21 protein-coding genes are annotated in these 21,839 nt (G+C 46.3%); 12 read left to right on the top strand and 9 right to left on the bottom strand.

Features of this window, described 5'->3' with window-relative positions:
- Positions 1-3: 3 nt before the first annotated feature.
- The 3 genes from P3339_RS12370 to P3339_RS12360 all read right to left on the bottom strand — a co-directional run bounded on the left by P3339_RS12370 (position 4) and on the right by P3339_RS12360 (position 1,868).
- Positions 4-405: an LLM class oxidoreductase gene (locus P3339_RS12370; RefSeq protein WP_282950670.1), complete on the bottom strand. Its 402-nt coding sequence runs from the start codon at positions 403-405 to the stop codon at positions 4-6.
- Complete coding sequence (locus P3339_RS12365; RefSeq protein ID WP_282950669.1) at positions 369-689, bottom strand: LLM class flavin-dependent oxidoreductase; 321 nt, start codon at positions 687-689, stop codon at positions 369-371. The genes P3339_RS12370 and P3339_RS12365 overlap by 37 nt, the downstream gene beginning before the upstream one ends.
- A 189-nt stretch (positions 690-878) precedes the next feature.
- Positions 879-1,868 (bottom strand): alpha/beta hydrolase, encoded by a 990-nt coding sequence (locus tag P3339_RS12360; protein WP_282950668.1) that lies wholly within the window; start codon positions 1,866-1,868, stop codon positions 879-881.
- A gap of 966 nt (positions 1,869-2,834) precedes the next feature.
- Between P3339_RS12360 and P3339_RS12355 the strand changes: the two genes are divergently transcribed.
- The 7 genes from P3339_RS12355 to P3339_RS12325 all read left to right on the top strand — a co-directional run bounded on the left by P3339_RS12355 (position 2,835) and on the right by P3339_RS12325 (position 9,425).
- Positions 2,835-3,230 carry a MerC domain-containing protein gene (locus P3339_RS12355; RefSeq protein WP_353056823.1) on the top strand — a complete coding sequence of 132 codons (396 nt, stop codon included), beginning with the start codon at positions 2,835-2,837 and terminating at the stop codon, positions 3,228-3,230.
- Positions 3,231-3,248: 18 nt separating this feature from the next.
- On the top strand, positions 3,249-3,758 hold the full coding sequence (locus tag P3339_RS12350; RefSeq protein ID WP_282950666.1) for a ZrgA family zinc uptake protein: 510 nt from the start codon (positions 3,249-3,251) through the stop codon (positions 3,756-3,758).
- 2 nt (positions 3,759-3,760) lie between these two features.
- Positions 3,761-4,228, top strand: coding sequence for a Fur family transcriptional regulator (locus P3339_RS12345; protein ID WP_020415334.1), 468 nt, complete (start codon positions 3,761-3,763; stop codon positions 4,226-4,228).
- On the top strand, positions 4,228-5,268 hold the full coding sequence (locus P3339_RS12340) for a CobW family GTP-binding protein (RefSeq protein ID WP_282950665.1): 1,041 nt from the start codon (positions 4,228-4,230) through the stop codon (positions 5,266-5,268). Before P3339_RS12345 ends, P3339_RS12340 begins: the two co-directional genes overlap by 1 nt.
- A 122-nt stretch (positions 5,269-5,390) precedes the next feature.
- On the top strand, positions 5,391-7,754 hold the full coding sequence (locus tag P3339_RS12335) for a M1 family metallopeptidase (protein ID WP_282950664.1): 2,364 nt from the start codon (positions 5,391-5,393) through the stop codon (positions 7,752-7,754).
- 108 nt (positions 7,755-7,862) lie between these two features.
- On the top strand, positions 7,863-8,348 hold the full coding sequence (locus P3339_RS12330) for a DUF6702 family protein (RefSeq protein WP_282950663.1): 486 nt from the start codon (positions 7,863-7,865) through the stop codon (positions 8,346-8,348).
- Positions 8,349-8,819: 471 nt separating this feature from the next.
- Positions 8,820-9,425 (top strand): hypothetical protein, encoded by a 606-nt coding sequence (locus P3339_RS12325; RefSeq protein WP_282950662.1) that lies wholly within the window; start codon positions 8,820-8,822, stop codon positions 9,423-9,425.
- Between the two features lie 759 nt (positions 9,426-10,184).
- Here the strand turns inward: P3339_RS12325 and P3339_RS12320 are convergent.
- The 4 genes from P3339_RS12320 to P3339_RS12310 form a co-directional block, all read right to left on the bottom strand.
- Positions 10,185-10,400 carry a PD-(D/E)XK nuclease superfamily protein gene (locus P3339_RS12320; RefSeq protein ID WP_282950661.1) on the bottom strand — a complete coding sequence of 72 codons (216 nt, stop codon included), beginning with the start codon at positions 10,398-10,400 and terminating at the stop codon, positions 10,185-10,187.
- A gap of 163 nt (positions 10,401-10,563) precedes the next feature.
- A complete protein-coding gene (locus P3339_RS23480; RefSeq protein WP_353056822.1) occupies positions 10,564-11,382 on the bottom strand; it encodes a TonB-dependent receptor domain-containing protein in 819 nt (272 codons plus the stop codon).
- Between the two features lie 29 nt (positions 11,383-11,411).
- Positions 11,412-12,869 (bottom strand): TonB-dependent receptor, encoded by a 1,458-nt coding sequence (locus tag P3339_RS23475; RefSeq protein WP_353056821.1) that lies wholly within the window; start codon positions 12,867-12,869, stop codon positions 11,412-11,414.
- A 42-nt stretch (positions 12,870-12,911) separates the two neighbouring features.
- The gene (locus P3339_RS12310; protein ID WP_282950660.1) at positions 12,912-13,634 is read right to left on the bottom strand and encodes a DUF1826 domain-containing protein; all 723 of its coding nucleotides are present in this window, start codon (positions 13,632-13,634) and stop codon (positions 12,912-12,914) included.
- Between the two features lie 630 nt (positions 13,635-14,264).
- Between P3339_RS12310 and P3339_RS12305 the strand changes: the two genes are divergently transcribed.
- Positions 14,265-16,490, top strand: a complete 2,226-nt coding sequence (locus tag P3339_RS12305; protein ID WP_282950659.1) for a S46 family peptidase — start codon at positions 14,265-14,267, stop codon at positions 16,488-16,490.
- A gap of 51 nt (positions 16,491-16,541) precedes the next feature.
- On the opposite strand, the gene P3339_RS12300 is transcribed toward P3339_RS12305, so the two are convergent.
- Positions 16,542-17,165, bottom strand: coding sequence for a DUF3299 domain-containing protein (locus P3339_RS12300; protein ID WP_020415345.1), 624 nt, complete (start codon positions 17,163-17,165; stop codon positions 16,542-16,544).
- Positions 17,166-17,251: 86 nt separating this feature from the next.
- Here P3339_RS12300 and P3339_RS12295 point away from each other — a divergent pair, with 86 nt between their 5' ends.
- From P3339_RS12295 to P3339_RS12285, 3 genes are read left to right on the top strand one after another with little or no spacing between them, the layout of a single operon-like run.
- A complete protein-coding gene (locus tag P3339_RS12295) occupies positions 17,252-17,698 on the top strand; it encodes an ATP-binding cassette domain-containing protein (RefSeq protein WP_282950658.1) in 447 nt (148 codons plus the stop codon).
- Entirely contained in the window at positions 17,659-17,988 is a 330-nt protein-coding gene (locus P3339_RS12290; protein WP_282950657.1) for an ATP-binding cassette domain-containing protein, read from the top strand. Before P3339_RS12295 ends, P3339_RS12290 begins: the two co-directional genes overlap by 40 nt.
- The gene (locus tag P3339_RS12285) at positions 17,978-19,186 is read left to right on the top strand and encodes an ABC transporter permease (RefSeq protein ID WP_282950656.1); all 1,209 of its coding nucleotides are present in this window, start codon (positions 17,978-17,980) and stop codon (positions 19,184-19,186) included. Before P3339_RS12290 ends, P3339_RS12285 begins: the two co-directional genes overlap by 11 nt.
- Positions 19,187-19,305: 119 nt before the next feature.
- Here P3339_RS12285 and P3339_RS12280 read toward each other — a convergent pair whose 3' ends face one another.
- Entirely contained in the window at positions 19,306-20,925 is a 1,620-nt protein-coding gene (locus P3339_RS12280) for a (2,3-dihydroxybenzoyl)adenylate synthase (RefSeq protein WP_282950655.1), read from the bottom strand.
- A gap of 121 nt (positions 20,926-21,046) precedes the next feature.
- Between P3339_RS12280 and P3339_RS12275 the strand changes: the two genes are divergently transcribed.
- Positions 21,047-21,784: a thioesterase II family protein gene (locus P3339_RS12275; RefSeq protein WP_282950654.1), complete on the top strand. Its 738-nt coding sequence runs from the start codon at positions 21,047-21,049 to the stop codon at positions 21,782-21,784.
- Positions 21,785-21,839 lie beyond the last annotated feature (55 nt).

The raw sequence follows: 21,839 nt of genomic DNA, 5'->3' as shown, positions 1-21,839 counted from the left end.
TTGTTATTCCTTTTCATTAAAACGTGGGAGAATTATTTCCGAAATTGTTCCAAGCGTTTCTTCAATATTTGCCCGGTTAAATCGGAGGTTCAGAGCAACATGGTTAACCCCGATCTCTTCTTGCGACTTAAGGTATTGGTATAATTGGTTAATTCCCAGTCGATATCCCAAGTGTATGGGGTGTGGTAGGGCATCCGGGGTTTCAGTTATATCAATATAGAGTGGTTCCATCACTGGCTTGTTATTGGCAGGGTTATTTCTCAATTGGCTAATAAATTGATCTTGCGTGGCATGTAGACGGGGATAGGTGATCCAACCATCTCCGTTGTTAGAGAGCCAATCTGGGGGTTGCTGAGAGGAGCCCGTTATCAATAAAGGCAGCTTTGTTTTTTCTGGTTTGGGCAATATGTCCAGATCTCCAGAAATTGCCCCAAAGGAGCTTTGAAGTTGGGGGAGGGCTCTGCTACACGGCGAATATATTTATAGTTCTCCCGGAACAGTTTCCCTCGCTCCTGATACGAAACATTCATCGCAGGATATTCTTCCGGACGATCGCCGTTGGCGATCCCTAGAATTAAGCGCCCGCCTGAGATTTGATCAATAGAGGCAGCAGCTTTTGCGATCCTGACCCAAATCGTACTGAATCCCAATTTCTCCACAAACTGAACTGGCGTAATATGATCAAGCATGGTTTGAATTTATTGTATAATTTTTTATGGGGTCACAATTCCAATTGAATGTTTTCCCGGTTTGAATGTGGAGATATAATCTAAATTGATACTAGGGAAGTATTGATCTTTATCTTTGTGTTTAGGTTCTAAGATGACGACTCCTGTATTGTTCGAACAGGAGAGAATTGGTTGTCAAGTTTTATAAGATTAATTTTGGGTAGTGTTGAGCCAACTAATGATTGCTTTATGTTCGACTTCCCCTATTGTATTCATGCTCGGATGATATCTGTCATGAATTTTGATGATCTTGATATTGTCATTTCTCAACTGTTCGAAATCTGCGTAAGGCGAAATTTTGTCCGAATCTGAGAGTATTAGTAGTGTAGGGGCCTGGGAGGACTCAATAATAGGTAGTATTTTTGTATCATTCAAATTGATTTTGGCTTTTTTTAAGGCTAAAAGCGCACCCTTACGGAAGTCCTTCTCAGGAATAATTCTGCTTAGCAGGGGGTGGTCACGTTTTGCATAATTGTATACAGCTTCATCAAATGGCGGCATCGGAGCCAAAAGAATAATTCCACTGATATCTGTTCTTAAAGAGGAAATGTATGTGGCCGTTAAGGCGCCCATAGAATTTCCTACAATATAAATTCTCCCACTGTTGATAACCCCTTCCTCAATTAGGCTGCCAATAAGATTGTTGATATATTTACTGTCTTCTACCCCATATTTCCTCCTGCCACCCGAGCCACCATGGCCAAGTAGATCAGGAACAACAACCTGAAATCCTAGAAAGCGGAAATACAGAGCTGAATTAAGCATAAATTCTTTGGCGGTTCGAAATCCATGTAATAATATTACAGTGCCAGAGTAATGTCTTTCTAAAGAATTTCTACTTAAGTTAATCCCTACAACATTCTTCCTGTCTCCCTCTCCAAATTTCACAGAGTACTGTAGGTTGTTGCTGGTTAAAGGTGGTCCGTAATAATAACTAATGCAGTTGTTTTTTTTGATTGGGCAATATTTATCTTTTTTGAAACCTAAGTCTTCAACTTTAATATTGCTTGTTTCTTCATCAAGGGCGAAGTTTTCAGCTTCCTCTATAAATCTGGCAATTCTTTTAGAACAAGCCGAGGTGGCTAGGCATATTAAGGCGACAATGGTCGTTCTAATTAAAGTTTCTTTTAATGTCATCATGCTTGGTTTAATTGATAACTGTAATTAATTTATTCGACGCTTAGATCATCATGATACCGAATGAATAATTCATTCGAAGATCTTCCACTGCTGCTCGCTCTTGGTCTACAGATCTAGTCGATCTGATTCAAATTGGATCTACATGTCCGTTACCTTGTTAAAAGTAGTATTCATTGGCGAATGAAAACAGGTGAGACCGTTGGTGATTTATGAATGGATCCCTCCCAGGATGCGTAAGCGGAGTAAAAAAGTATCTGGCTCTCTTGCCCCGCGGACTCAGGACCATAATCCAACATGATCTGACCTTATCTTTGAGGTATATTATATGAGTAATCTTCGCTTCGGCCGGCAGGACAACAACGTGAGGCGTTTCGATCTACATTTGGGTCTCTTATAATTCCACCCGCTATGCTCTGTGATGTTAGGCTGCTTTTGTAGAGTTGACTAAGTTCTGAATTTCCGCCATCTCTGGATTGTCTCCTGTAGACTTTTTCAATGAGGGGTAATCTCTCAACGTGTATAGTATGTTACTGGTTAACAAATTTTTTGGCTTTAGAGCTTGTAGCTACGTAATTTTTGTTACTTTGATTTTTATCAAAATTTATCGAAACAAAATAAATAAATTACAGAAATTAAAGTACCCTAAAGGGCCCGCTGTCAACATTGACAGCTCAGGCTCTTCCCGATATTCCTGGTCGCCGTCAAGAATATCAGCCTCAAAAAAGCTGAGTATCTCTAGTGTTTCCTCGGAGACTTGTGTTGTTTTCGTAGCCTTATTAGCGATAAGGAAGGCTTTGATGTCCATGTAGTAAGGATAATTGCTTTTCATTCATATAGTCTGAGGTGGGCATCCCCAGCAGTTCCTGCTCATTGATTCGCGGCATTGCATGAACCTTTAGTCACACTGCTCTGTTTGACTTGAAATATTTTACATATGATATAACATATCATTTTGTTGGCTGAAGTGTGGCTATCTGTCTTAATTACTCGAAGATTAAAAGGATTGTTGTGAGAGATACTTTAGGGATTTTGGCTTCTGGAGTTTGCCTGGTGCACTGTCTTTTGACCCCTTTATTACCGTTATTGGGTGGTTTGGGGGTATTGGGTGCACTGCAGGGCGACCAGTTTCTCCACTTGCTTTTACTCGTGCCGGTAGTGACCCTGGCTTTGGCCAGCTTCCCGGCCTCCTGTCGACGCCATCAACGCTATGCGGTAATGGTCGTGGGCTTCTCTGGGGCACTGCTATTGGTTGGGGCGCTTTACTTGGAGGGAGTATGGGAGCTAGTCGCCAGTATCCTCGGTGCTGGCTTGTTAATCATTGCCCACGGGGTAAACCAGCGCTTGATATATCGGGTGGCTTAGGTTGATTAGGTGAGGATAATGAATTTTGCACGGGTTCCGTTGGTTGCTTTGTTTGTTGCCGGTCCAGTTGCCGGAGATATGGGGGGGCATACTCACGGTGAGGCAGTAATGTACCTGGTGGCCGAGGCAGATAGAGTCCGTATCGAGCTGGAGTCACCTTCAGTCAATCTGGTGGGGTTTGAGCACGCGCCACGTAGCCATGCTCAACAACAATTGTTGGATCAGGTGTCCCTCGAACTTGCTAAGCCTGATCTTTTCCTGGAGTTTGTTGGAACCAATTGTAAGCCCCGAAGCGTGGATGTTGAGGTGCCTTATAGCGCGGAAGTTAGCAGTGATAGTTCGGTACATAGCGGTTTCCATGCTAGCTATGAATTCAAGTGTGATAATCTGGCACAGTTCAACAGCGTTATTGTTACCCTGTTCGAGAGATTTCCCGGTATTCATGGGATTGCAGTGCAATGGGTCAGCTCCGGTCGACAGGGGGCTGAGCTGCTCACTGTTAAAGACAACAAACTGCAAATGAAATAGCTATGAAAGCATCCCAAATCAGACAGACCCTGAGTGTGGCAGAACAAGCCTGCCGTAGCTCAGGGGCGCGCCTGACTGAAAAGCGCAAGAATGTTCTTACCGTTTTGCTGCGGTCTAAAACCCCGCTCTCAGCCTACGAAATAGCGGAGCATTACAATAGTGACGTCGGCGACTCAATTCCTGCCATGTCAGTCTATCGAATGCTGGACTTCCTGGCCGCAGAGAACTTGGTTCACAAGCTTAATTCAGAGAACAAGTATCTGGCATGTGCTCATATTGCCTGTGATCACAGCCACCAAACCCCACAGTTTTTAATTTGCAACCGGTGTAGCAAAGTAAGGGAAATTGGCATCAGACCGGAAGTCATCACCGCGCTGCGCGATACGGTTGAAAGTGCTGGGTTTCATCTTCAAACGTCGCAACTAGAGTTGGATTGTGTCTGTGATGAATGTAGCCGGGAAGCAGCTTAGTGGCGGCTAGTCAGTTGATACGCGGGGTACCTGCCAACGTTATCACCGGTTTTCTGGGTGTTGGCAAGACGACCGCAATCCGCCACCTTCTGGAATGTAAGCCCGATGATGAACGCTGGGCTGTTCTGGTCAATGAGTTTGGAGAGGTGGGTGTTGACGGCGCACTTTTTGAACCGGGCCAGGAAGATAGCATTTATATCCGAGAGGTACCCGGAGGCTGTATGTGCTGTGCGGCGGGCTTACCAATGCAGGTTGCTTTAAACCAGTTACTGGCCAAAGCCAAGCCCCATCGTTTATTGATCGAGCCCACGGGTCTGGGGCATCCGCGAGAGGTGCTCGAAGCGCTGTCCGACGCTGTACGCGGCGGTGTTTTGAACCTTCGTGGTACGCTTACTTTAGTGGATGCCCGCTGTATAGAGGACGACCGCTATTTGCGTAGTGAGACTTTTCGGCAGCAATTAGAAGTTGCCGATCTGGTGGTTGCCAACAAGTCTGACCTCTATGGTCCTGAGGACTTGCAAAACCTTCAGCGTTTTCTCTCATTTTTAGGTGAAGCCACAGAAAAACCTCTTCAAGTGGTGGAGCAGGGGCGGATCGAACTAGACTGGCTTCTACTTTCAAGTGGTTTCCAGGTTTCTACAGGGAATGATCACCAGCATCCGGTAAATCAGTCGGTGGATGAAGTTGAGCTATTACCGGAGTGTGGTTATCTCCGCTCAGAGAATAGTGGAGAGGGCTACTACAGCTGTGGCTGGCGTTTTAGCCCTGAATTTATATTTGACTATGATGCGCTCTTTTCACTATTCAGCGGCGCTGAAGCTGAGAGGATCAAGGGTGTATTTATTACCGAGCAAGGTGTATTTGGATTTAACAAGGCTGACAAAGTGCTCACAGTATTGGAGCTGGATGACACTTTGGAAAGCCGGGTGGAGGTGATTAACCAGGTACCCTTGGGCTGGGATGAGATGGAGAAGTCCTGGATCGATGCTCTGGTAGATAATCAGGATGCAGAAACAAAAGTGTTTTATGAATCCAAATAGCTGTTAGGCCGGATATTCAAATCTGGCCTGGCTTATCGCAAATGCTTGCAAAGACCCTGATCATTTTTTGGGGACCGTGTTCTATAAAATTGTAATCTGACGTAAACCTCTGAAGTAAACCAATGAATATAAAATTACTCGGCCGCTTAACAGTGGCATGGCTTGCTATGTCCGGCTTTTCGGGCAGCTTTGCCGCAGACCCCCTAAATGTAACCGGTGATAAGTTCCGCCAGCTGGAGGAGCTGCTGCCGACACCTAATAGCTATCGCACTGCGTCGGGAGCTCCGGGTCATGCCTATTGGCAGCAGCAAGCGGACTACGATATCAAGGTTTCACTGGATGATGATAAGCAACTGATAACCGCTTCAGAGACCATCACTTACACCAATAATTCGCCAGATACACTGCGTTATTTGTGGGTGCAACTGGATCAAAATCGCTTCAAGCCTAACTCCTCTGGTAATTTGGCGAGGCCGGTTAACCTGGAAGCCATTGCCCCGGATACCATCCCGTTTAATAGTTTTCGTCATGCGGTGGTATCTGGGGAGTTTCCAGGGGGATACCAGATTACTAAAGTGGTTGACACACGGGGGAGGGAGCTTAGACATACTATTGTTGATACTGGTATGCGAATTGACCTGCCCCAGCCACTGGCCTCCGGTTCCAGTGTGAGCTTCCAGATTGGTTGGGCTTACAAAGTTGTTGAGCAAAAAGTGCTGGGTGGTCGCTCCGGTTTTGAATATTTCAAGCGCGATGATAACTACCTGTACGAAATAGCCCAATGGTTCCCGCGTATGGCCGCCTATAACGATGTTAGCGGCTGGCAAAACAAGCAGTTCCTGGGGAGCGGCGAATTTGCGCTTGAGTTTGGAAATTATCGTGTCGCTATCGAGGTGCCGGCAGATCATATCGTTGCCGCCACCGGCGTTCTTCAAAATCCGAGGGATGTGCTGACTTCCAAGCAGCGTGAGCGTTTGCGAAAGGCCCGTACTGCGAATAAGCCCGTGATGATTGTCACTAAGGACGAGGCCCTGGAAAATGAGAAAAGTCGTTCAACTAAGCGCAAAACCTGGGTTTTTGAAGCGGAAAATGTCCGTGACTTTTCCTGGGCATCTTCGCGTAAGTTCTTGTGGGATGCACAGGGTTATAAAAAGGGCGGTACCGACACTATGGCAATGTCCTTCTATCCAGAAGAGGGCACTCCTCTGTGGGATAAGTACTCTACAGAGTCCATTATTCATACAATAGACGTCTATAACCGCTACAGTTTTGATTATCCCTATCCGGTATCTATTTCAGTCAACGGCCCTGTGGGGGGAATGGAATACCCCATGATCACCTTTAATGGTCCGCGGCCAGAAATTGATGAGGAGGACCGCAGTAAGCGTACTTACTCCCGCCGCACCAAGTATGGGCTTATCTCGGTCATCATTCATGAGGTAGGGCATAACTACTACCCGATGATTATTAATTCTGATGAGCGCCAGTGGACCTGGATGGATGAGGGGCTAAACACCTTCGTACAGTTCCTGGCTGAGCAGGAGTGGGAGGAAAAGTATCCATCTCGCCGCGGAGATGCGCGAAAAATTGTCGAGTATATGAAGAGCGAGAACCAGGTTCCGATTATGACGAACTCGGAATCAGTACTTCAACTCGGTAACAATGCCTACGGAAAGCCGGCAACTGCACTGAATATCCTGCGTGAATCCGTTATGGGACGTGAGCTGTTCGACTTCGCTTTCCGAGAGTACGCCCAGCGTTGGAAGTTCAAGCGTCCTATGCCTGCAGATTTTTTCCGTACTATGGAAGATGCATCAGGTATGGATCTGGATTGGTTCTGGCGCGGCTGGTTCTACACTACTGATAATGTTGATATCAGCCTTGATGCCGTACACCACTACACCGTTGGTACACAAAACCCTGAAGTGGAAGGACCTTGGAAGCGCGCTCAGCATGAACGGGAACCAGAGACTATCACTGTTATTGAGAACCGCGCGAGAAAGTTGACCCGTATCGTTGATGGTAAACCGGAATTGGAAGACTTCTATAACAAGCACGACGAGTTTGATGTTTCCAATGCAGATCGCAATAGCTACCGAAGTAAGCTGGAGGGTCTGGAGGACTGGGAAAAAGATTTACTCAAGGTTGAGAGTAATGTCTACGTGCTGGACTTTAGCAATATTGGTGGCTTGGTAATGCCCCTGTTCCTGCGATTGGAATATGAAGATGGAAGTGTTGAGGATTTGCGTATCCCCGCTGAAATCTGGACTCGCAATGCTAAGAAGACCTCCAAGATGCTGGTGAGGGATAAGAGCAAGGTGCTCAAGTCAGTAGTGCTTGATCCCCACTGGGAAACAGCAGATGTCAATGTAGAGAACAACTTCTACCCACGCCGCATTATCAAGTCGCGCCTGGAGCTATTTAAGGATGAAAAGCAGCGTAATTTGATGAAGGATTGGGATGTAGAACTTAAAGAGGCAGGTTAAATCTTGGAGAAAAGTGCAGCTCACTGATAATTGGTTTGGGGAGCTGCAACTTGTGTTTTTGACGCAAAATATCTATCTGAAACATTCATTATGTATTGGTAGTAATTGATGAAAGTTTTATTTTCCTTTTTGCTGGTAGTAACGACCTCAGTAATTGCACTCCAGGCAAATGCACATCGCTATCATTTTGGTTTGACTAGCCTCTCAGTAAATGAACGCACTCAAACACTGGAGATTTCCCACCGATTTTTTGTTGCTGATATTGAAAAAGCTTTGTCAATAAGTGCCGGTAAAGAGTTGAATGAAGCACAACAACAGATGGAGAACTATGTCAATTCAAGATTCCAGGTTAGCCAGAAAAATGGTGATGTGTTAAATCTCAATTGGGTAGGTATGGAAGCCGATGTTCATGATATCTGGATATATCAGGAAGTGCCTTTGGTAGATCTTTCCAGTAAAAAATTGAGCATTAAGCAATCGATGCTGATGGAGATTGAGCGGGATCAAGTGAACACTATTACTGTAAATAATAGCAGTGGAAATCAAAGCTATACCTTAAAGTCAGGTGAGAGTAGGGTAGAGTTCAGTTTGTAATCTGATCATATACTAGTTAATCACTATGAACAGTGAGTGATATGTGGGGTTTCAGCATACCTCACTCACTCTAACCAAATTCAGTCACTTATTATGGCTGTTGGCACCGTTATACAGTTCTACTGTTGTGGCCATTAGTGATAATAGCCACTGGGTCCAATTATTACTAATCAACCTGTTTTCAATAAGTGAAAAACCTCTTAAGAACCTAAAATATCAAAACGACTGGTAAGACCTCTGAACCCTCTTAGCCGGCAGAATAAGTTCTCTATCTCGCTCTGTTCTCCTATATGCCAGGCCGTCTTTACTTTATACGAGAAGATCCATGAGAACGTAGGCGTTAAAATCCATTATTGATAGTCTCTGTAGATGTAACTTGAGACTATCTTTTGAGCGCTACAAAAGTATATCTTCAAATGGGAAATATCAGTTTATATTCAATTCGACTTTTAAATTCCAAGGGAGACACTCATGACGAAGCATTCATTTTTACTCACAGTGGTTTTGATTGCCCTTGTCTTTGTGAGATTTGAAACGTCAGCTGAAGAAGACAATCTTAATTCCATCAAAAGTGGCAAGGGTATCATTTGCAGTAATGAGTATGTCTTATGCACATCTGCCCCCTGTATTCCAGACCCCAGGAATCCGGATTCAAATGCAATATGTAGGTGTGATGTTAACAAAGGATTGAACTTTGGGTTATCAGAATGTAAAACCCGGATACCTGCGACCAACTCAAACGGCGTTAAAAAAGCCTTGTCGACATTTTCTTTCGCTCAGGCTCCTACTAAGCCTGTACTTTCCTGCCCCGAGGGTAAACCGTGGACAGATTGCCTGGATCAGCCTTGTATTGTCGACCCAATGAATCCGCTCAAGGCCATATGCACATGCAAGATTGTACGTGATAAGCCTTTTGTAACTTTTGGAGGGGATTGTGTTTCTCTGACTTGTGATACGGGTTATTGGTCAGGCGCAACTGCAGAGTCCTATCTTGAGGCAAGTAGACAGCTTATGAAGGCAGTTGATTTAGATGAAATGCCCGCTAAATACTGTGTGGGAAGGCCCCCTGAGATTTAAAAGTGATTCCTGTATCATTCTGAGCCTTTCCACGGCTTCAGCCAATCGTTAAAAATGATATTCGATTTTTTCTATACGGTCCGTTGATCGTTAAATTGATTTGCTGCTCGTATATATCTGCGAAAATAGATGTTTTATGTCTATGGCCAGATGTATCTCTTCAAGTCTGGTGCCTCCTAAATCAGCATTTAGACGGATACGTATCTGCGAAAGACTCCCATTTGCCTCGACAATCAGATTATTGCCCGAGCCAACCAGATTGAATATCTACTGAGCGATTGTTAACGCAACATAAACATCTAAAGAAAAACGGAAAATTCCGGGATCTCCGCTTGTCAGTGAGTGGAATAGTCCTATTGTATTTTTCTTTCATATCTATTTAGGGCACTTCTCCCCGCAAATCAAAGGTTGGCACAATAAGAAAATTATTTAAATAGAGGCTCAAACGGAGCAAAATTAAAGTTTTTCCAGGTATATTAACCTGGCTCCTTCTATTTACTAATAAACCCCTTCAGGAACATTCCTGACTCTAGATGGCGCGAAAGCTAAGTCGCGTCATGGCACTGCCGGAGCATTAAAAATGGTCCACAGACTGTCGCTAAATAAAGAGGTGGATGGATATATAAATTTTATATGGTGGTGATATATGACTAAAAAATCTTTACATTTTCTTCATTTTGATAAGTTGGATTGATTTTTATATTCTTTGTCAGATTTTAATTTTTTGCAGATAGGCCGAAAGTGTTGATAGGTGCTAGATTATATTTTTTCACGCACTTGCTTAAACCAGTTGAGGACTTTCTGGTGGTGCTCTTGCCCATATAAGAGAACAAAGTTACGGGTATGGTAGTTATTCTTATCTTGGAGTGCGCTGATACGTTCATCAACAAAGCCTGGTGTTAGCTCAATACCGCATTCTATCGTAATACAATGCAGCCAAGCATTAAAATCTTCGGGTACTATTGGCTGAGTCATGTTAATTCCTAATTAGACTTTTGGTAACTGCACGTCCTATGGGTGAATTTATAGAAACGTTAGAATATTTCTCAGTACTTATTGAGTACTACTCATATAAAAGAAAAACCACCGGTAATAATCATTGCCGATGGTTTTTTTGACTGACTAGAGCTTCCCTTGATTAAAACATGCCCCGCAATCCAACACTAAAGTTCCTCCCGGGAAGTGGAGCAAGTTCTTTCAGGAAGGATGAATGCACATAGGCTAACTCGTCAGTTAGGTTATTACCCTTTAGGTAGACTGTAAGGTTGTGCTGATTTCCTAGAAAAGTGTACGCAAGCTCAGTATTCAAAAGTGTGTAAGCAGCGGTGCTAGTTTCCAGTTCTGATACTTTGTTTTGCTCAAACGCGTGCGTAATCTCAATTCCTGCATCCCATCCATTGGAGCTATAACTTAACATACTGCCCAATCGTGCAGGTGGAATGCGAGGCAGGTTACCTCCGTCATCCAACTTTCCACGAACAGTGTCTCCCCACAGTGTTAATGTGAGTGGCTTGGATATTTGCCAGGCAAACTCAGCTTCTAGCCCGTAGAGTGTCGAATCAGCTTGATCGAAGACATAAACGGGTAATTCGCCATGATCGTGACTCTCTTCTTCCTCATCGTGACCATGCTCTTCAATATCTTCGCTGGTGTAGCCCGTATTGCGCTCGTAGTAGAAATTATCAACCTGGTTGTAGAATAGATTCAGCACCCAGCCGATATTTCCGGAATGCCGGCGAAAACTGAGGTCAATGTTGTTGGAAACCTCTTCCTCAACATTGTTCTCGTAGTAAAAATAGGGCTCTTCTGTGTCATCCAGTCTAAATAGTGCGCCGACTTCGAAGGTGCTGGTGCCAATATGGGGACCATAAGAAAAAAGTTCAGCGGCACTGGGTGCTCGTTGGGCGTGGGTAAAAGAGATGCCGGCATTGTAATTGGCGGCAATGTCCCAGACCAAGCCGGCAGAAAAGCTATAGGGTGTGAAAGCTAACTTATCGAGATTCCCCCCTCCCAGTCATCATCGGTGGCTTCGATAGTGACTCTTTCGATTCGGGCTCCTAACTGCCATAGGAACTCTCCCGTTTGCTTTTCCTGTATCAGCCCAATTGCTGAGCTTTCTGTTGTGCTCGGCGGGGTGAAGGCCTCTTCACCTATCGCTTCAAAATCGGTGGTTTTGCTTTCCAGGGTTATTGCGCCGCGCCATCCGGCCCTTTCTTGCAGTAATAGGTTGACCCGAGCTTGAAGTGTCTGATTGCTGAATGTTGTACCGACAGCGTCGTTTTCGATTTCAGAATGTTCGTAGTCTGTGTATCCAATTCTGGCATCCAGGCCGCTCAACCATATGTTGTCCAGAGACAGTTCACTGACCAGCTGCCATCGGTCCTGTTTCAAATCAGAAACTACTTCTTCTTCATGTTCATCATGATGCTCTGATTCATCATCTTCGTGTTCATCAGAGTGGCCGTGCCCGGGAATACCGTTAATTCGCTCCAGGCGCCCATAGGCAAGGCCGATCGAACCATTATCTAAAAACCAGTTGCCACCGATGTTGAACCCTTTGCTTTTTGAGTCACTGTTCTCTAATACCCCACTGGATTCTTCGCCATAGTCGCTTGAGGTGGGAATTTCATAGTCGTCACCTTTGCGCCAGAAACCGTCCACGTGATACGCCAGCTGATCATTGCCGCCGGTATGAGCCAGCGAGGCTTCGCGCTCATCTGCCACGGTATTGCTTCCCAGCGAGTAAGCGGTCCTGTTTTCACTAGAGGTAGGGATCCGCTCATCTACCACATTGACTACGCCACCGATGGCTCCTGAACCATAAAATAAAGTGGCAGGCCCCCGCAGGATTTCTATCTGCTCTGCAGTAATGGTCTCAGTGGCGACGACATGGTCTGGGCCAACTCGGGAGGCATCAGCGCTATCGAGCCCATTTTGGGTAATCAGAACGCGGGGGCCGTTGAGTCCGCGGATAATGGGACTACTGGCTACTGGTCCAAAGTAGCTGGAATGAACCCCTACTTCATTCTTGAGGGTTTCTCCCAAAGTGGAGGCTTGTTTTCTACGTAGCTCTTCGCCGGCTACCACTGTTACTGGTTGTGCTGATTCAATGGTGGAAGCATGTAATGGCGTGGCTGTTACGTCAATTTGTTCGATAACAGTGTGTTGCAAGGTAACTTTCAGGGGCTCATCCTGACCAGCTTGTAAAATTACTGTCTTATGGCTGTGCCCCGGGGCATTGATATGGATCTCGCGGAGCTGTGAAGTATTCATCTCAAGTGAAAATCGGCCCTGCGCATCTGTTTGTGCCTGCTGTCTACTTCCCGCGACTTCAATACTAGCGCCATAGATGGGCTCTCCAGAAGTATCTAATACCTGTCCGGAAATTCCATGGGCCAAGTTTGAAAGAGTCATCAGTGCGAAAAGGTTCGCGGTAAGTTTCATGAGTTATTCCTAATAGAATTTTTACGTCCCAGTAAGCGCTCGTCATTCGTCGGCGGATCCGAAATCGAATGTGAGTAGCAGTCGCAGTTGGCCGGGCTCGACACTGGGCGAGCGGTGGATTAGGCCAAAACCTTTATTGCCCTCCCAGAGTTCGCCCTTGAGTAGAGCAACTGAGCCGCATGTCAGGTGATTGATGGAAGTTGAGGGGAATTCCTGGTTAGCCTTTAAGTCGAGCGTATTTGGGTCAATAGAGTCTGGAGTCAGCCACTCAGTCCCCGTGCCTAAATAAGTCGTAATCAATCGGCAGGGCACCCGATCTACATGAAACTTGGGGCACATTGCACCGTTCAGGGTTGTTAAACGAATACCGACTCCGCTTAGCTCGAATAGGTAACTGAACATATCTGCCAGTAACTGGATATCAGCACACAAGTGCGGGTAGGGACCAAGCTCTGGCAATGCTTCACCGAGACGCTCGATCTTGGCGGTAGGTAATAGAATCCTACGGTTGGGATGGACACCACTACTTAAGAGGGAGCGGCAATCACTGGCTATGCTACTGGACAGTTCCCGTTGCCAGATGGCCATATTGATATCAGCTTGGAAAATATCTGCTAAAACTTCTCCATTATCTGCAGATACGGCCCGACGGGTATTTGGCAGGTCTGCCACTGACAGTCCTTCCTCTTTCGGAGCCAGTTCAGCACTTGGAGCTTGTGTGATAAGTGTCTCATGGCTTCTTTCTGTAAAGTCGGTCAGGCTCAAGCTAATCTCCAATTAAGTAACTTCGGCTAATAAACACTATTTTCAGAGGCTTTAATTGCTTTGCTCTCTGCTGTGGCGGGCGGTGCAATACCTAAATTCCTCACTCACACTACCCATCCTTTAAGTTTAGCTATGATATAACATATCATATTGAGGATGGTCGGCCTAGGCAACCTCCAATATTGGGGAGAATCAAGCTTGAAGCCCGAATTCATCGGGAGTTCTGATAGCTGGAGGGAGCCCTGGTGAGGCGTATTGACCAGTGCCTGGCGCAAGTAGGTTATTCGGCGATATTCTTTTTAGCTGCAAAACTGTTTATCGCAGATTTCTTTCTTGCTGTCGTCGTAATTCACATTTTGTTCAGATTTGATTGGATCAAAATGATACAGTGTATCAATTGTGTATTTATGGTTTATCCCATTTGAGTGGAAAAGCCAGGGAAATAATGGCAATGATTGGCAGGGTTTAGCTAGGGGTGCAGCTTCGTGCCGGCCTGCAGCCGGGGAGGGTATGTTACTCTGTCAGCCTGCCGTGTTTATATGTGAATTTTCGGTGTACCGGAAAAGACAGGGTTAGCGTTGGGAAGTACCCAAAATTAACCTGTTATTTTTTAAATATTGCTGAGTAAATATGAAAATCAATAATTCTATTGTTTACGGGGTTGCAACTGCTGCATTATTTGCTGGAGCGAGTTGCGCCAGCCTCGCCGCAGAGAAAGAGAGTGTTTCGACTGAAGGCATGTGGCAACCTCACCAGTTGCCTGAGCTGTCCAAAGAGCTTCGGACTCATGGCCTGGAGCTGGACCCAGCCAGCATGACCAAGCTTACCGAATTTCCAATGAACGCGGTGATCAGCCTGGGGGGATGTTCCGCTTCCTTTGTCTCTCCCACGGGATTGGTGATTACCAACCACCACTGCGCCTACGGTTCAATTTCATACAATTCAACTGAATCCAAGGATTTACTGGCTGAAGGTTTCCTGGCCGGAGATTTGTCTGAAGAGCTGCCTGCTGCACCGGGCTCCCGCGTCTACGTCACCGTTGCAATGAACGAAGTAACGGACAAGGTTAACGAACGCCTGACAGATGAGATGGATGGTGCTGCACGTTTTGTCGCTATCGAAGAAGCGGAGAAGGCGCTGGTTTCCGAGTGTGAAAAAGATCCGGGCCATCGTTGTGAGGTCTATAGCTACTACGGCGGTTTGAACTACTACCTGGTTAAGCAGCTGGAAATCCGCGATGTGCGCTTGGTTCATGCGCCGGCGTCTTCGATTGGCAAATTCGGCGGCGATATCGATAACTGGATGTGGCCTCGCCATACCGGCGATTACGCTTTCTACCGCGCCTATGTTGGCAAAGATGGTAAACCGGCTGATTATTCCAAAGATAATGTCCCTTACGAGCCCAAGCACTATTTGCCTGTAGCGGCAAAAGGGCCTAAAGAAGGTGATTTCGTGATGGTTGCCGGTTATCCGGGGCGTACCAACCGTTATCGCACTGCCCAGGAAGTGGAAAGCAACTTCAACTGGTATTACCCAAACATGCAGCGGGTACTGGGTGAATGGTCGGAAACGATTGGTACGGCAACTGCCGACAATAAAGATGCAGAGTTAAAGTATGCAAGCCTCGTGGCAGGTTTGAATAATTACTCTAAAAACTTTACCGGTATGATGGAGGGTTACCAGCGCAGTGATCTATTGCAGCGTAAAGAAAAGCTGGAAAAAGATTTGCAAGCTTGGGTGGATTCAGACAAGGCCCGCGAGAAAAAATACCAGTCGACGATCGATGATCTTGAGGCGCTGGTTGTAGAAAAAGAATCAACCCGTGAACAGGACCTGGCCATCGATTATATGGATCGTTCAGCCATGCTGGGTGCCGCGAGCAAACTGTATCGATTGGCCAAAGAGAACGAAAAACCCGATGTTGAGCGCAAGCCGGGTTATCAGGAACGGGATCTAACCCGATTCAAAGAGGGCATGCGTCGTATAGAGCGCAGCTATCACCCATCAGTCGACAAACAGATCTGGCTTTACTTCCTGGACCGTTACCAGGCGCTCCCGAAGGAGCAGCATATAGCCAGCTTTGATCGTTACTTGAATATCGGCAAAGGCAATACTGACCTAGAGGCAACTCTCGACAAAATGTATAAGGAAACAGAGCTTTCCGATGTCGAGGTACGTGAAGCGTGGATCGGTAAAAAGCCTGAAGACTTCAAAGAGAGCAAGGATCCGTTTATCCAGCTGGCAGTGGCAATGTACGATGATATGCTTGCCCGTGAAGAACATGAGGAATCCATGAAAGGGCGTTTCGCCCAATTGCGCCCACAGTATATGGAGATGCTGATAGATTATTACCACTCCTTAGGTAAGCCGGTCTACCCGGATGCAAATAGCTCTCTTCGCGTGACTTATGGCCTGGTTAAAGGCTATGAGCCACCAGCTGGAACAATTAAAGAGGCAGCAGATGGTAATGACGGTAAACAAGGCTTTGTACCTTTTACAACCTTGCGTGGTATTAAGGCAAAGTATACCGGCGAGGACCCCTTTGATGCCCCCAAAGCTTTGATGGAAGCGATCGATAAGAAGAACTATGGCCGTTACTATGAAAAGCAGCTGGATTCAGTACCGGTTAATTTCCTAAGTACCGTAGATATTACGGGCGGTAACTCAGGATCTCCGACAATGAATGGTCGCGGTGAGTTGGTGGGAGTCGTATTTGACGGAACCTACGATAGCATCAATGCTGATTGGGACTTCACTGATAGTACCCGGGCGATTCATGTCGATATCGCTTATATTCTCTGGGTAATGGAGAATATTGACGGGGCCGGATACTTGGTTCGGGAGATGGGCCAGTAGCCGACTATAGTTGAGTTAACGTCCTCAAGTGAGCAATGCTCACTGAGGGCGTTATTCTTTGTAGGGTTGAATGTTATCCACTTCCATACTGTAAGCCGCAGTACCGAACTCACTCTCCATTTTTAGTGTTCTTAGTTTCCCTTCTATAGAGAAAGGCTCGTACAGAGCCTCAATTTGAACTCCCTCAGGAAAACGGCCATGGATAACCTGGTTTGGCGGTGGGGGTGGCAGATGAATACAGGCTCCGAAATAGGGCACAAAAAGGAAACGGGAAATCGTTAATTCGTCATTAAATTCAATCGGGACGATAAATCCAGCAATACGTATCTGTTGATTGTCGAACTCTGGTTTTATTCGAGTGGAAGTCAAAGCGGCTTGGTAACGGCTTTCATTTTCAGTCGTAGTGGTAATAGCTGATGTGTTAGGCATTGAGTCGGCAGCCGAGCCTTCAACAATATCATCTATGTATTCTGGTGGGTTGAGTAACGCATCCAGGTCATCTTTCGGGATTAACTCTTCCCAGCTGACTTCGCGATAATTGATACTTACTTGTTTGACTTGAGTATGTTCTGCAACTGGGGGCGAAACTGGACGAGTTTCAATTCGACTGTCACAGGCAGCAGCGAGTAGTGCGGTGGTCAGGGTGCAGGCTGCCGAAAGGGGAGTTCTGTTCATGGCTCGGATTTATTTACTATATAAAATGATGTGATATATCATTATATATCTGTTTGCAAAAATCCATGCTGCAAATGAGGTGCAAGATGAATGCCTTCACTACAAGACCTCAACTTGCTATTGAGGTGGAGCAGTTGCGCTTCGCTTATCGTAAAGGCCCGGCGGTTTTAGAAGTCCCCTATTGGTCGCTACCAGTGGGGGAGCAGGTGTTTTTACGCGGCCGCTCCGGTAGTGGCAAGTCAACGCTGCTGAACCTCCTGGCAGGCATTCTGGTTACAAAATCGGGGAGCCAAAAGGTTCTAGGCCAATCGTTGGGTGAACTGAGTGAGCGCAAGCGGGACCGTTTCAGGGCAAAACACATTGGAGTTGTATTTCAGCGATTTAACTTGATTCCCTATTTGAGTGTGGAGGACAACATTCGTGTCGCCACCCACTTCGCTGGTTTCCGGGGCGATTTTCGAGGCAGGGTTAGGGAGTTGCTAGGGGGCTGTGTTTGGGAGAAGAGGTTTTACCCAAGAAAGTGGTCCACTTGAGTGTCGGGCAGCAACAGAGAGTGGCAATTGTGCGTGCATTGATCAATGAACCGGAATTGTTACTGGTTGATGAGCCTACATCAGCTTTAGACCCCGAAGCGAGAGATGCATTTGTCCAGCTGTTGATGAATGCTTGTGAGCAAAAGAAATGCACACTGGTTTTTGTCAGTCACGATAGCTCCCTGGAACGACACTTCCCTTTGGTTGCGGATATGCGCGAAATAAATATTGCCTGGAAACTCAGGCCCGATTGGGATACTGCACCGGAGGCGTTGGCCGATGTTTATTAAGCTTGCCTGGCATAGCCTGATGCAGCGTAAGGGAAGTGTATCCCTGGCCGTTTTGTCTGTGGCAGTGAGTTTGATATTAGTGTTGGGTATCGAGCAGTTGCGAAGCCATACTAAAAGCAGCTTTGGTCGTACGGTGTCAGGGGTAGATCTTATTGTTGGAGCGCCCACTGGACAGCTAAATCTATTACTGTACAGCATATTCCATATCGGGAATGCCAGTAACCGTATTTCATGGGAGAGTTACCAGGAATTTGCTCAGCTCACGCAAGTTAATTGGGCTATTCCCCTATCCTTAGGAGATTCACATCAAGGTTATAGAGTTGTGGGAACCTCAACTGGATTTCTCGATCACTATCGGTATCGGAATAAGAGACCATTGGAGCTTTCAAGTGGCCAGAATTTTGTCGATGCTTTTAGTGTGATATTGGGGGCGGAGGTTGCTCGTGAGCTAGACTACCAACTCGATGACTCCCTAACATTAGCGCACGGCTTGGTTGGAACTCATTTTACTGAGCACGATGAAAATTCATTTGTTGTTAGGGGGATACTCAAACCCACAGGTACTCCAGTAGATCGAGTTCTGTACGTAAGCTTGGCAGGGTTGGAAGCGGTCCACGGCGCTGATGTGGAGCATGATGATCTGGTGCCAGATAACATTACTGCCTTTTTGCTGGGGCTTAATTCCCCAATGGCTACATTCCAGGTGCAGAGAAAAATTAACGAATACTCCAAGGAGCCTCTATTGGCAATATTGCCGGGCATTGCATTATCGGAGCTCTGGCAGATACTGGGAGGTATTGAAAAGATATTATTTTTTGTCTCTGCGATGGTTGTTTTAGCTGCATTACTTGGCTTGTGTATCTTGCTACTTTCTACGATGCGTGAGCGAAGATCAGAGATAGCATTGTTGAGGACTATAGGATCGGGCCCATTGTTTCTATTTTTATTGATCCAGGCTGAGGCACTATTGGTTTTGCTTTTAGGTGTTGTAATCGCAGTTGCAGGGCTTATATTAGGAGTCTGGCTGGTTGAGCCGCTGTTGGCAGATCAGTTTGGAGTTTATCTTGATGGATTTAGTATGGGCGAACATACAATCATGCTTTTGGGGGCAGTGCTTGTTAGTACTTTGATAGTAGCTGCAATACCCGCTATTAGTGCATGTCGGCAGGGTTTAAGAGATAGCCACTGGGTAGGTTGAGCGGATAATTAGGCGCGGTATGGAGTATTTTCCCTCGTGTTTATTTAAAAAGTACGTCCTTTTTTGGCCAGTAGCATCACTAAACTAATCGAAATTGATTGTTCAGTGATGCATTAGGGCTAATCTACTCCCTGCTGATTTTCTTGCTCCAAAAGCTTCTTCTTATCAATTTTACCTACGGGGGTAACTGGAAGGCGAGATAATACTTTGAGATGTTCTGGTAGCTTAAAGGTGGCCAGGCCTCTTTCGGTCAGGAAGTTGCGTAACATTTGTAGGGTGGGCGCATTATCTGCACATACAATAGCTGCTCCAACTTGCTCTCCTAGCACTTTATCCGGCAAGGGCATAACAGCTGCTTGTTGAATGCTGGGGTGGGCGAGTAGGTGCTCTTCAATTTCGTCGCATACAAATGTTTCCCCGCCCCGATTCACAACATCTTTGAGTCGCCCGGTAACTACAATATTGCCATTGTCCAGAATGCGTACACGATCCCCGCTGCGATAGAAGCCATCTGGGGTAAAAGCGCGTCGGTTATGTTCTTCTGCACGGTAATAGCCTCTCAGTGTATAGGGGCCGCGAGTGAGCAGCTCTCCTTCTTCTCCGGCTTTCACTTCCTGTCCGTACTCATCGACCACTTTTAGAGTATCGAGGGAGCTCATAGGTCTGCCTTGAGTATTGGTGATGGTTTCATCGTTATCTTCGTAGTGGGTGTAACATATCAAGCCTTCGGCCATACCGAATACCTGCTGTAGTGCACCGGGAAAAGCATCTATTGCAGCATTGGCGTCAGTTGGACTCAGCTTTGAGCCACCGACTTGCAGTAAGCGGAGAGAGCTTAAATCAGCATCTTCCCACTCTGTCGCTGCAGTCCAGACCTGAGCCAGTGCTGGGACCAGGGCTGTGGCGGTTACGCCGTAGCGCTCTATCAGCTCGAAGCAGTAGTCCGGGCTTGCATCTTTGGTGAATATTACCTGCCCACCCATGGATAGCGTGCCCAGAATGCCGGGGCAACCCAGTGGAAAATTATGGGCGGCGGGGAGTACTGCCAGGTAGATTTCATCTTTTCCTAAATTACAAGCGGCGGTAGCGCAGGTAATGTTGTAACGATAGTCATTGTGGGTGCGTGGAATAAGTTTCGGAAGTCCTGTAGTGCCACCGGAAACGAGGAATAAGGCTGGGGCGTTGGGGTCCACGGGAACTGGGGTGAAGCCTTGGCATTCTCTTCTGGGCAGGGGAGGGAATGTGTCATTTTCATCAGAGCTGTATATGCCTCGCAAGGTCGGAGATTGCGAAGCAATTTGTTCTGTCATGCTTTGACGGCTTTCACCACTTTCCGCTCCTGAAGTGATATAGATACTGGCACCCGAGACCTGTGCAAAATGGCATATTTCATTTTGGCGATGTGCAGGCAAAGCTAGTACAGGAACCAGTCCCGCTCGAAATAAGCCGAGCAGGGCTGTAATAAAACTGACCTGGTTGCTCCACTGGAGTATTGCTCGCTCCCCAGCTTTGTAGCCTTGTACCACCAGGCCTGCGGCAATACTATCGGCCTCGTTAACCAATTCTGTGTAAGTTAATTGATCCGATAGATCCCGAACTGCGCATCGGTTGGGAAAGTTTTTCGCATTACGCGTGATCAGCTCCCAAATAGGTTGGTTATCCCAAATTCCTTGTTGCTGATAGAAAGCCTCTAGTTCCTTCGGGTGAGGCGTGTAACCATTAAGTAAATTATTTTCCATGCTGGTCTCCTGAAATGTTTGGGTGGAGCAGGCGAGTGATTTTTTGAATCTTCTTTGGATTTCTAAATTAAGAATTAACAGTTAGTATTCACGGCTTCAAATTTCTTATTGAGATAAATTTATGTCCGGCGCTTGGCTACAGATTCCTCGCCCTCAACCTAAAGCGGCTATCCGACTTTTGTGTTTGCCTCATGCTGGTGGTTCAGCATCACTTTACCGGCCCTGGGCGAAATTATTGCCAGCTTCCATAGAGTTGGTTCTCGTATGTTTACCGGGTAGGGAGCAACGCTGTAATGAAGCTATGCCCGCAGATATGCAAACTTTAATTGCTTTGTTAAGTAGGGCTATCAAACCTGTCATCGATAAACCTTGGGCAGTATTTGGGCACAGTATGGGAGCTACAGTTGCTCATGAATTGGCTCTCTCCTTGTATCGCGAAAAATTGCGCGGTCCTGAACACATATTTGTCTCTGCGCGCGAAGCGCCACAATTTCAAAAGAGTGGAAACGTACACCAGTTGAGTGATGAGTCTCTCTGCCAACAACTTATTGAACTTGGTGGTACTGCCCCTGAATTATTAGAGATTCCTGAGTTAAGAGCCCTGCTGCTTCCCACTATACGCCAGGATTATCGATTGATCGAAACCAGCAAGATGTCCTCGGACCAACTTTTAGATTGCCCCATCACCGCGATGCTAGGACGGGATGATCCTGAGTTGAGCACCGATGAAGCTCGGGGTTGGCAGCAGTGGACCAATGGTGAGTTCCAATTGAAAGAATACGCAGGTAACCATTTTTATCTGTCAGATTGTCCCGATCTGGTTGTTGGCCATATTGTTCAGAAGCTCCGCTTGACCTAACTGCATGTGAAGTTAAGTTGGCCGTATAAAACCTTTCTGTTTCTTGTAACGCTAT

It is taken from the genome of Microbulbifer sp. MLAF003 (genome assembly GCF_030012965.1).
GTDB lineage: Bacteria > Pseudomonadota > Gammaproteobacteria > Pseudomonadales > Cellvibrionaceae > Microbulbifer > Microbulbifer variabilis.
This window is presented reverse-complemented; position numbering and strand designations above follow the sequence as displayed.